General features: G+C 38.8%; 8 protein-coding genes. 2 read left to right on the top strand and 6 right to left on the bottom strand.

The annotated features are described in order from the left end of the window. Nucleotides 1–11 precede the first annotated feature (11 nt). A complete protein-coding gene (locus tag MMP60_RS11890) occupies nt 12–1,139 on the bottom strand; it encodes a Re/Si-specific NAD(P)(+) transhydrogenase subunit alpha (protein ID WP_241336452.1) in 1,128 nt (375 codons plus the stop codon). Between the two features lie 704 nt (nt 1,140–1,843). Beyond that, nucleotides 1,844–2,320 carry a redox-sensitive transcriptional activator SoxR gene (gene soxR, locus MMP60_RS11895; RefSeq protein WP_241336453.1) on the bottom strand — a complete coding sequence of 159 codons (477 nt, stop codon included), beginning with the start codon at nt 2,318–2,320 and terminating at the stop codon, nt 1,844–1,846. A gap of 66 nt (nt 2,321–2,386) precedes the next feature. Here soxR and MMP60_RS11900 point away from each other — a divergent pair, with 66 nt between their 5' ends. Together MMP60_RS11900 and MMP60_RS11905 are read left to right on the top strand one after the other, a co-directional pair. Next, the gene (locus MMP60_RS11900; protein WP_241336454.1) at nt 2,387–2,806 is read left to right on the top strand and encodes a Rid family hydrolase; all 420 of its coding nucleotides are present in this window, start codon (nt 2,387–2,389) and stop codon (nt 2,804–2,806) included. An 18-nt stretch (nt 2,807–2,824) separates the two neighbouring features. Then, nucleotides 2,825–4,024, top strand: a complete 1,200-nt coding sequence (locus MMP60_RS11905) for an MFS transporter (protein WP_241336455.1) — start codon at nt 2,825–2,827, stop codon at nt 4,022–4,024. Between the two features lie 116 nt (nt 4,025–4,140). Here MMP60_RS11905 and nudC read toward each other — a convergent pair whose 3' ends face one another. The 4 genes from nudC to MMP60_RS11925 form a co-directional block, all read right to left on the bottom strand. Next, nucleotides 4,141–4,911, bottom strand: coding sequence for an NAD(+) diphosphatase (gene nudC, locus MMP60_RS11910; RefSeq protein ID WP_241336456.1), 771 nt, complete (start codon nt 4,909–4,911; stop codon nt 4,141–4,143). Nucleotides 4,912–5,000: 89 nt separating this feature from the next. Further along, a complete protein-coding gene (locus MMP60_RS11915) occupies nt 5,001–5,264 on the bottom strand; it encodes a TIGR03643 family protein (protein ID WP_241336457.1) in 264 nt (87 codons plus the stop codon). Nucleotides 5,265–5,850: 586 nt separating this feature from the next. Further along, a complete protein-coding gene (locus MMP60_RS11920; RefSeq protein ID WP_241336458.1) occupies nt 5,851–8,424 on the bottom strand; it encodes an AAA family ATPase in 2,574 nt (857 codons plus the stop codon). A 293-nt stretch (nt 8,425–8,717) separates the two neighbouring features. Continuing rightward, entirely contained in the window at nt 8,718–11,819 is a 3,102-nt protein-coding gene (locus tag MMP60_RS11925) for a type I restriction endonuclease subunit R (protein WP_241336459.1), read from the bottom strand. Between the last annotated feature and the right edge of the window lie 12 nt (nt 11,820–11,831).

Raw genomic sequence — 11,831 nt, forward strand, 5'->3', positions numbered from 1 at the left:
GAGAACTCTCCTTAACCGCGCTTGAGCAGTACTTGACCGCCATGAGTCACGAGTAACGCTTTTTGGATTTCTTCTTCTGGATTAATCGCAAAGGCTTTGTCTTTATCGAATAATGTTTCAAGGAAGTTAAAAACGTTACGTGCATATAGTGCAGATGCTTCAGTTGCAACCGTGCCTGGAATATTTGGGATACCCAAAATTTTCACGCCATTCTCAGTTGTCACTGTTTCGCCGTCTTTAGAACCTTCAACGTTACCACCCGTTTCAACTGCCATATCTAAAATGACAGAACCCGGTTTCATCTTGGCAACAGTTTCAGCCTTGATCAGACGCGGAGCATTACGACCAGGAATCAATGCAGTCGTGATTACGATGTCAGCATTTGATACAGCTTTATCCACAATCGCAGCTTGATCTTTGATGTATTGCTCACCCGGCTGCCAACCATAACCGCTTTTCGCAGCTTCAGCAGCACGTTGTTTTTCTTCATCTGACATTGGAACGTCTAACCATTTACCACCTAAAGACTCAACTTGTTCTTTAGCAGTTGGACGTAAGTCAGTTGCTTCTACAACTGCACCTAAACGTTTTGCAGTCGCAATTGCTTGAAGACCAGCAACACCAACACCCATGATCACGACACGCGCAGGTTTTACGGTACCCGCAGCTGTCATTAACATTGGGAACATACGTTGATATTCAGCCGCAGCTAACAATACAGACTTATAACCTGCCAAGTTTGCTTGAGACGAAAGTACATCCATATTTTGTGCACGTGAAAGTGTACGTGGAAGTAACTCAAGCGCAAAAGCAGATACTTGCTGAGCAGCAAACTGGTCTAATTCTGTATTGCGGTAAGGGTCAAACATTGCCACTACAGTCGTATTCGCCGCAAGTTTTTGAATTTCGTCACCACTTGGGGCACGTACTTTCAAAATAATTTGGCTGCCTGTATAAGCATCATCTGTAATGGTTGCGCCAACTTGTTCATAAGCACTGTCAATATAGGCTGCTTTAACACCAGCGCCACGTTGAATGACAATACGATGACCTGCGTTAATCAACTTCTTCACTGTTTCTGGTGTTGCCGCTACACGACTTTCACCTGCAACAGTTTCGGTTGGGATTCCGATCTGCATGAGCGTTCCTCAAGCTAGTTTTTCTTAAGTAAACATCGCGGGTAGCAATGTTTCCCCCAGGAGTATTCTTTGTTGAATTTTGGATTCTAATGGAACTTTTTTAAAATTCCACCCACTATTTATTTAATAAATACCTATATTTTGAACTAATGATTCAGATTTATATTTAGACCTTGTATGATCAGCACGTTTGTCTGCTAATCGCGTAAAATATTTTACTCATACACGCCCTATCTGAAAATCTGAATATATTTCATATCAATCTGTTCATTTCCATATCTAAGCGAGTCACAACCTATAAAAATGATAGGTCATCCATAAAATCAGATTTCTTATTCAAGCCGAGTTGATTGCTACAGTTGCATTATATTGATGAATATCGTGACTGTATTTCCATCAATCAACCGATTGAATCGGCATCATAATCGTGCAATTCACTTGAAGGATTGGCTTGTTTTAACTTTTATCAGTTTTTACGGCGACTTTTTGCGCATTTATTTCTAAATACCACTTTAGCAATCGTAAACAGAAATTGATTCGCTTAAATCAAAGATTATTAAGGTTTGGACCTAGAAAAGATCATTATCAAAAATAAATGTAAAAATTTAAATTGGCATTTTTTCAAGTGATATTTGTAGGATTTTACCCAATTGCGCTCCACAATATGCACAAAAACAGTGCAAATTAAGAACTTATTGAACAAATCACTCATTTTTTTGATTTAATAAAAATAAAATTTCCTGAAAATGCGCTCCCATCGCCATCTCAGCTAGACAATCATCAGGATTCCGTAAAGGACATTGCTCTAAAGATAAGCATCCACAACCAATACATTGATCCAATTGTTGCCGTAACTGCAATAACATCATAATTTGCTGATCAAGCTGCCCCTGCCATTGCTGAGACATGATCTGCCAATCTTTTTTAGTCGCCACTTGCTGTTTTGGTAAAGTGCTCAAGGTCTCTTTGATTTGTTTCAGGCTAATGCCCACTTGTTGGGCGGCTTTAACAATCGCGATTCGCCGAAGCATCGCTCTTTGGTATCTTCGCTGATTACCAGCGGTTCTCGTACTCCAAATGAGATCTTTTTCTTCATAAAACCGAATGGTCGCAACACTGACCCCACTACGTTTTGCAAGTTCTCCAATCGTGAGCCAAACTTCTGAATATTCTTGTTTCAAAATTCACTTGACCTCTAGTTAACTTGAGCTTCGATACTAGCTCAAATCTCATAAAAAAGTGCAGTCATGAACAAAATGAGTAGGCAAGCCTTTCAAATCATCAATCCACACGAACTCTATAATCCTCGCTCTAACGGGTATAGCCATATCGCTGTTGTACCACCGAATATGCGAGTGATTCATATCGCAGGGCAAGGAGGAGAAAATAAAAATGGTGAAATTTCACCTTTTTTTGACCAACAGGTACAACAAGTCTTTTATAATATTCAACAAGCTTTAGCTTCAGCTCAAGCACAGCTTTCAGATATTGCTGTTTTACGCATTCTTGTTGTTCATCATCATCCTGAAAAACATCAGATTCTGATTAGACACATACGAAGTCTATGGAAAGATCACGTTTTTCCTGTCTGTACACTTATTCCTGTCACAGGCTTAGCATTATCAGACATGCAAATTGAAATTGAAGCGACCGCATATACTGCATAGATCAGATAAGAGAGAATTATGTCAGCCCCTCAAAAAAATATTAGTCAAAATAAAGCCTTACTTTGGTTTATGGCGGCAGCATGCGGTTTATGCGCAGGTGCGAACTATTATAGCCAACCACTCATTCATTCTATTCAGCAGTTTTTTGCTGTAACGGAAGGTCAAGCTGCGCTTACCGTTACTTTTGCTCAAGTTTCTTATGCGCTCGGCTTGCTTTTTATTGTGCCCTTAGGCGATGTCGTCAATAAAACCAAATTTATTCCTTTATTAATGGCTTTATGTGCAGTCGGCTTATTCCTGTGTGCTTTTTCAGTGAATTTGCCAATGCTTTGGGTTGGAACCATTCTGGTTGGGTTGTTTTCTGTTGCTGCTCAGGTTTTGATTCCCCTCGCAACCATGACTGTTGAACCTGAAAAAACTGGTGAAATTGTCGGCTTTCTTATGAGTGGTTTATTGGTGGGCATCTTGCTTTCGACCAGTCTTGCAGGACTATTTTCTAATTTATTCCATTGGAAAGTCATTTATGTCATTAGTGGCGTCCTAATGCTGATTTTAGCGTATGCACTAAAAAGCCGCCTACCTTATGTCATGCGCATGAAAATGAATTATGGGCAAATTTTTGTTTCTATGGCTGAGCTATTAAAACAAGAAAAACGTTTATTATTACGAGCATTGACTGGTGGATTCGCCTTTGCTGCGGTCAGTATTCTATATTCTACAATTGCATTACTGTTGACAGCTGCACATCACCTGCCAGATCTTGTGATCGGAATGGTCAGTTTAGTAGGCATTTTTGGGGCATTATCAACACAATATATTGGTCGATATGCCGATCAAGGTTATACCAAACAATTGACTTGGATGGGCTGTGGCTTATTCATACTCAGTTGGATTTGTTTTTATTATGGTCAAACATTTTTATTCAGTTATATCTTCGGATTTGCACTCATCCAATTAGCACTAGCGCTCGTTCATACCAGTAATCAAAGTATTATTTTCCGTTTACGTCCTGATGCAAAATCTCGTATTAATGCCATTTATATGACCGCTTATTTTACAGGAGGTGCATGTGGTTCAGCACTTGGAATTTTTTCATGGAATCACGGCGGGTGGACGATGACTTGCCTCGCTGGAATCGCTCTTGTGTTTGCCTGCATATTTTTTAGTGTATTAGATAATTTTTTGCTGAAAAAAAATACTGTCACTGATGGTTATTAACATTTCATCACGCCAGCCAAGTAATGAAAATAACCCTACAGTCCGTCATATCGAGGGTTATATCTCTGAAACAAAACAGTACAGCACTAAATGGCTGATGGGTTCACGTTGCAGGATTACAACCATTCATATGTATCATCTGCAACTTGTATCCCATAAATAATATGCATGATCATTGCGTAAGCAATACTCCCTTTAAATGGGATTTCAGGAAGTTGATCGAACTTAAAGAATTGAGCATCACTGATTTCTTTTTCTTGTAACTCAATTTCTCCCGAATGATATTCTGCTTTGAAGGCAACCATCAAATTACTTGGAAATGGCCACGGTTGACTTGCAAGATATTGAATATTTTTGATGTGGAGACCAACTTCTTCAAGTGTCTCTCTGCGGACGGCTTGCTCGAGAGTTTCACCCACTTCAACAAACCCTGCGATTAAACTATACATTGTTTTATTACGTGTCGTTCTTGCAAGTAAAATTTCATCATCATTTCGCGTAATAATCGTAATGACACATGGATTAACACGCGGATATTGGTTGTAGCCACAACTAGGGCACATCATTGCAAACTGATCGATGCTTTGCTGCGTCTTTACACCACATCGTCCACAAAATTGATGATTACGTCTCCACTCTAAAAGCTGTACAGCACGACTGGCTTCCTCAAACTGTTGATGATTCCAATATTGTAATAATTGGCGAATAGGTACGAGTTGATAGCCAATAGGAATGATTTCATTGTGCAACAAATCTCTCGCAATCACCTGTTGATCGGTTGAAAGTACAAGATCATTTTTTAATTTTTCAACCTGTAGCAATTGAAAATCATCATCGACTAAAAGCTGTTGTTGTTGAAATATATAAGCAATTGATAAGTCTGACATTTATTGACCTAAACATGATTTAAATGAATAACATAAATGAAAAATAGCTTGGCTTATAAGATGAAAACTCCACATATAAAACATGGCTATTAATGATGTTTATATTGGCGTGAGCAATAACCACGGCTAATCTCAGGTGAGCGTAATTTTAAATGCTTGGTTTTTCGACCTACCATCCGTTTGCGCCAAAGCTTAAAACTGCTCGGTTGTAAGTTCATTCGCATCAATTTTATAACAGCCGATATATTCAGACCATATTCACGTTCTAGTGCTTCAAAAGGAGTCCGATCCTCCCAAGCCATTTCAATGACTCTTGAAAGATCGGCAGAATTAAAATGGGTCATATGCACCATAGAATGAGACCGCCTAAAAGTAATAAACAACACATGCTTAATGTTTTGATTTCAGATAATAGCGAATTAAAAATGAAGAAAATGTGATTTTATTAATATTGGAAATGCTTTGATAATTAAACCGAAGAGCATAGCAGAAAGCTTCCTTTTCACACTTTAGCTATAGCTATACTTTTAGATAAATAGTTTTAATTTAAAATCATGGCATTAGTCATATTTGATCATTTTTAAATACAAATGATCTTTTAATCAGGGTTAGGCAATTGGTGAATCATTCACAAAACTCGTATAATGCAGCCCTTTCTTTTCTTGTTCATCTCCGAGAACCGTTATGGAAGCACTTAAATCATTAAAGCCTCGCATCAGTGTCGCCCCGATGATGGATTGGACATACAAATAAAATTAAATATTTATTATCAATGAGTTAGCTTAATGTAAAAATATTGTGGCGTAAAATTGGTGTAAATCATAAACCTTTCAAGAAAACATCAAATAACTTAGTGGGTCACAAAATACATATTCGTTATAATAAAAAATGGATAGTGAGTATCACCATCCATAATTTTTTTAAAAACAACAATTACTGCTAGCTAGCATTTTTTCGCTTAGCTGAAAGCTCTTCTCTCCATCTTATCAGACTCTCAATATCTGAACGTAGCTCATTTTCTTCAGGAATACGTATTGGGATTTCTGTTGACTGACTATGTTCAAAGCATGAATACTTAGTCATCAATTGTTCTATAAATATACAATCATCTTTTTCAATCAATGCTAAAGAATGTATTTTATTATCTGTTGTGATAGATCGACGATGTCTTCTTACAATTGAATTCAATAAGTCATCTTCAACACTTTTCTCTAATAATTTCCTAAAATCGCTACAAATGGCTTGAGCTAATTGTCGATAAACTTCTACTCCAGATTGTTGGCCTATCTTAGAAGCATCCCTTAATCTATCTAGAAGAATATTATTAGCTGTTTTTGTATTAGAATTCCAAGTTTGCTGATGTGCAGGGTGTCCCACACTCCCATTAAAACTCTCAATACATAATGCCGAGAAATGGACCTTATGCCATTGTTCACCATTTTTCTTAGATACATCTTCCATTGTGCCAAAAAGTGATAGACGATGTGTAAATATAATAACTTGGCGTTGTTTGGCTAAATCTGCTAAACGGGAGGCCACATGCCATTCATAATCATGATCTAAGGAGGAAATTGGGTCATCAAATATAAATGGAGCCAAATAAGGCTTATTGACCACATCTGCTAAGAAAGCTGCTAAAGAAATTATTCTACGCTCCCCTTCACTTAAAACTGATTCTGGTAGTAAGTTTTGATTAGTTGCCCCCTTTAATTGAATTTTATGAAAAACTTCCCCTCTCGCTGTTCTCGCTTTTATTAACTCAACCTTTAAATGATGTGCCCCCAATAATCGTAATTCGTCATTGAAACGCCGAATATATGCTTCAGTAATAGCTCTTTCAGAAATTGATGCGGCTTTAGTGGAAATATGTCTAGGATTTGTTAGTGACTTCCACAACTCGTACTGCTTATGATTTCTTAATCTAAGTACTTCTTGCTTTATTGATTCAACTTGCTGACTGGCCCACATCTTAGCTTCTAATTCTAACTTTTGCTTATTAGCCAGAACTCTATCAAACTCTGTAGCATCCTGATCAAATTGATTTGCTTCTCGATTTAATCGATCTGTATATTCATTAAGATCAACTATTACTTTTTGTACTTCGGAAATATCGCTAAGTACCCCCTGCTCTTCATGAGCATTAAGAACCAAACTATTATTCTTAATTTTTAACCAGATACCCCCCAAACAATTTAACCAATCGTCAGTACCGATTCCCGCAGCCTCACATTGAGTTCTTATTTGTTGATCCGTTAAAGCTAAAGGAAGTTGGGCAAGGCTAGCTTTATAGGTTTTTTCTGCATTTGCAGCATCTTGTTCAAGAGTACTACATACAAATTTTTCAAAATTTTGTAGTCGTTCTTTTGCCTCAAGATTAAGCTCTTGATGGCAAAGTAAACATTTTGCATCATCCGTAACTGGAAATTTTTGTTCTGAATATACCACTTGAGAATACTTTCTAGCAGCGCTCCACATTGCTCGCCAAGTATCACCACCTACTCCAGTTAATTCACCAGCTATATTCTTTGCTGCATCTAAGGCAACTTGGCGCTTTTGCACTACATCTTGTTTAAGAAATCTAAGCAATTCGATATTCAAAGAGCTTAGCGAGTGTTGTGCCCCTTCAAGTGCTTTAATAATTTCCTTCACTTGTAAGGCTGTATTTCTTCTTTGTTTCGCAAGTTCAGTTGGATTATCTGTACTCAACCTTAAATTCAAATTATTGAGTTGCTGTTGATCATTTTCAGACCATAAAGTAAAGCTCTCTAGGAATTTATCATTCGTTTGGTCATTTAATGCATTCAACTTAGTAGCTATTTCTGTTGAATAGAATTGACTAGGAAGCTTTGGTAATTTACTGAAAAGAGCATCCTGCTCGGTTTGTAGTATATCCTTTACTATTGAGCAAACTTTTGCCAATTCTGCAAACAAGGTAACTGCTGGAGGCGTATATGTAGCAGTACTCTCTTTGGTTAAATAATAATTTGCTTCTTCACTATCAAAAATATCAATTGAAACAAGGTCATCTAAACATGACTCATGAGCACCCCACTTAATTTCTTGCTCACTCCCATCTATATCAATTACAAATGTACAATGACTAAGATCGGGTGGCGGCAAAAAAACATTTGATTTTAAATTCTGTGCTCTTGGAACTCCTGATACTTTTTTTAATATACGTGTATAGCTCGACTTACCTGAACCATTATGTCCATAAATTACACTTAAATTCCCTTTTCCAAATGTTAAGGGGCTTTTAGGAGCTAAGTTTTCTATACCAACAACTTCATTGATAGCATTTAGACGCAATTCATTTTTGACTTGGTTTACAGTCAAGTCATCATAAGTTCGGTGAGTTGTTACCACTTTGCCTTCGGGAGTTTTTATTAGTATGCATAAATCCTTATAGTCATTATCATCAAGCTGACCTTTCTGAAGTATTCGTATCGCCGCTTCTTGTAACCAATCGGCTTGTGTTAATAGCCATTTTTTAATCTCAAGTTCAATTATCATAATTCCCCCACTTAATATTTATGCTTTAAACTGTTTAAATATAGCTAAATTCTAAAAAAATCAGCACATAAAAATATCTGTAAAACACCATTTCCTATGGTTTTAGGTATGATGATAAATTAATTATTCAGCTATAAATTCTTTTAAATTTAGAAATATCAAACTAAATCTTAAATTCCAGATACTTAAATATATTCTTTTATCAAATGTAAAACCAATTAACTTCCAGATTCTGATTTTCCAATGTTAAAATAAAGTTAGCGTACTAACACAGCAGAGTTAATACACTTCCTTTATTTTGTCCAAGCATTCGACAACTGTTCAGCCTGCTTCATCACCAACTCAATTGCTTCGGCTGCTTTATCAGGTGGATACTTCCAACGCTGCAAGGTCCGACGTACTAATATTTTCAGCTGAGCACGCACACTATCCCTAACCTGCCAATCCACTGTCGTTGACTTCCTAAGCTTCTCGGTAATCTCTCGTGCGATCTGTTTCAGCGTATCGTCTCCAAGCTCTCTGACCGCACTTTCATTGTTTGCCAAAGCATCATAGAAAGCGATTTCATCTGGATTTAACCCAAGTGAAGCTTCACGCTGCATCTCTGCCTGAAATTCTTTTGCCATTTGAATGAGTTCTTCAATGACCTGAGAAGTTTCAATCGCTCGGTTATTGTATTTCCTCAAGGTTTCCTGCAAACGGTCAGAGAAGCGTTTTTCCTGTACCACATTGTTTCGTGTCTTTGCTTTAATGCTGTCATTCAACAACTTTTCTAGAAGTTCAACTGCCAAATTACGATATGGCATCTGCCGTACATCTTCTAAGAACTCATCTGAAAGCAAGCCAATGTTGGGTTTATCTAAACCACACATTGCAAAAACATCTGTTACCCCATCTGCAATGACAGCATTATCCAGAATCTGTTTTAGTGTACTGTCCTTTTCAGCTTGCGACAGTTTACGATCTACAGAGGTATGCTTGCTAATGACCGCTTTAATGGCTGAGTAAAAGGCAATTTCTTTGTGCAGGTTCTTCGCCTCATCCAAGGTGCTGCATAAAGAGAAGGCTTTATTGATTGCCAGAACTAAATCAAGAAAACGCTTTTTACCATCCTTCAAGCTCAGCACATAGTTAGCTGCGGGGATAATCAGTCGGTGTGCCTGAGTTTCATAAGCACTTAAATCCATACCTGCCTGCTCGTTGGTTTTGGCGAACATTCCTCGTATTGCATCCATCTTTTCAGCAAGCACTGCATAGGCTTCTTCTGCACGTAAAGTCGGCTCACCTTTCCCTTTGGCATCGGTATAGGTTTTTAAGGCCTGCTTCAATTCATTAGCAATGCCGATATAGTCAACAACCAGACCACCCTGCTTATCTTTAAAGACCCGGTTCACACGTGCAATTGCCTGCATGAGGTTGTGCCCCTTCATCGGTTTGTCGATATACATGGTGTGCGTACACGGTGCATCAAAACCTGTAAGCCACATATCGCGTACAATCACCAGTTGTAAAGGATCGGTTACGTCCTTAAAGCGTTTCTCAAGGCGTTTTTTAGTTTGCTTATTGTAGATATGCGGCTGTAATAATGGTTTATCTGAAGCTGAACCCGTCATCACAATTTTGATTTTGCCTTTTTCAGGATCAGGGTCATGCCAATCTGGACGCAAAGCAACAATTTCATTGTAAAGGTGGACACAGATCTCGCGGCTCATGGTCACAATCATGCCTTTACCCGCCGTGGCTTCTGTACGGGCTTCAAAGTGTGCGACTAAATCCGCAGCAATCTGTTTCAGCCGTGGTGTGGCACCCACCAGCTTTTCTAGTCGGCTCCACTCACTTTTAGTCTTTTCTCGGTTACCAACATCTTCTTCATCTTCTACAACCTCATCCACTTGATCAGACAGCTCTTCGATTTCAGCCTGATTGATGTCCAGCTTTGCCAAGCGTGATTCGTAGTAGATCGGGACGGTTGCCCCATCATCCACGGCATCCTGAATGTCATAGATGGAAACATAGTCACCAAAGACCGCTCGGGTGTCTTTATCTTCACTCGAAATCGGGGTTCCAGTAAATCCAATAAATGCTGCATTTTTCAAGGCATCGCGCATATGCTTGGCATAGCCGAACTTGTACGTGCCATCATTGCTTAGCTTTGCTTTTAACCCATATTGGCTACGATGTGCTTCATCTGACATCACAACAATATTGTGGCGTCCATTCAATAAGGGATGCTCAGTCTCACCTTCCAGTAATGCAAACTTTTGTACCGTGGTAAAGATAATCCCACCAGACTCACGCTCAGCTAAAAACTTTCTCAGCTCATCACGGTTATTGGCTTGTACTGGCGTTTGTTTTAATAAATCTTGAGCATTGCTAAAGGTTTCAAAAAGCTGCCCATCCAAGTCATTACGGTCAGTCACGATTAACAAGGTTGGGTTGTGCATAGCGGGCTGCTGTAAAAGCTTGCCTGCATAGCAACACATAGAAATACTTTTACCCGAGCCTTGGGTATGCCAAACAACGCCTGCTTTCTTATCTCCATTCGGATTGGCTGCCGCAATGGTCGCTTGTACGGCTTCTCTAACCGCATGGAACTGATGGTAGCCTGCAATTTTCTTAATGGTCTTTTCGCCATCTGTTTCAAACAGCACAAAGAATCGAATGTAATCTAGGAACAATTCTCGATCAAAGAAGCCTCGAACAACCGTTTCTAGCTCCCACTCTAAAGCAGGTTTGTCATCTTCATTCTTAATCGTACGCCACGGCAAAAAGCGTTCCTGATTCGCTGTCAGTGAACCAATACGAGCTGTTACGCCATCACTTACAACTAAAGCTTCATTAAAGATAAATAGATCAGAGACTTCTTCTTTGTATGTCTGCAATTGGTTAAAAGCATCCCAAATATCCGCATTTTCATCGGTTGGACTTTTTAACTCCAACACCGCCAAGGGAATACCATTGATAAAGCAGATGATGTCGGGACGTCGAGGTTGTTTAGCACCTAGAACAGTAAATTGATTGATAGCAACAAATCGATTTTGATGCACATGGTTGAAATCCACCAAGAAGGCATGGTCATGCACCCAATCGTCCTGTTTCTTATATGTAACTGGTACACCCTCCAACAGCATACGATGGAAGGCACGGTTATTGGTGACTAGATCCAGACTTTCAGGTTGATTCAGCTTTTGTAAAACTTGTTCAAAACAGCTCGTAGGCAAATGCGGATTTAAGCGCTCAAAAGCTGCCTGAATGTCAGCTTCCAGTAAAATCTGTTTATAGTCTTTGCGTACGGGATTGCTGCTGTCAGGCGCAATATCAATACCATGAACGACCTCCCAACCATTCTCTAAGAACCAATCGAGGCATAGATTTTCAAGTTGTGTTTCGTTCATGGATTCCCCCAG

Origin of the sequence: Acinetobacter sp. ANC 4805 (assembly GCF_022549495.1) — a bacterium.
In the GTDB taxonomy this organism is placed as follows: domain Bacteria; phylum Pseudomonadota; class Gammaproteobacteria; order Pseudomonadales; family Moraxellaceae; genus Acinetobacter.

Excerpts from the sequence above, each read along its gene's own strand:
- MMP60_RS11890 (WP_241336452.1), bottom strand. The coding sequence starts at position 1,139 with ATGCAGATCGGAATCCCAACCGAAACTGTTGCAGGTGAAAGTCGTGTA.
- MMP60_RS11900 (WP_241336454.1), top strand. The coding sequence starts at position 2,387 with ATGAACAAAATGAGTAGGCAAGCCTTTCAAATCATCAATCCACACGAA.
- MMP60_RS11905 (WP_241336455.1), top strand. The coding sequence starts at position 2,825 with ATGTCAGCCCCTCAAAAAAATATTAGTCAAAATAAAGCCTTACTTTGG.
- nudC (WP_241336456.1), bottom strand. The coding sequence starts at position 4,911 with ATGTCAGACTTATCAATTGCTTATATATTTCAACAACAACAGCTTTTA.
- MMP60_RS11915 (WP_241336457.1), bottom strand. The coding sequence starts at position 5,264 with ATGGTGCATATGACCCATTTTAATTCTGCCGATCTTTCAAGAGTCATT.
- MMP60_RS11920 (WP_241336458.1), bottom strand. The coding sequence starts at position 8,424 with ATGATAATTGAACTTGAGATTAAAAAATGGCTATTAACACAAGCCGAT.
- MMP60_RS11925 (WP_241336459.1), bottom strand. The coding sequence starts at position 11,819 with ATGAACGAAACACAACTTGAAAATCTATGCCTCGATTGGTTCTTAGAG.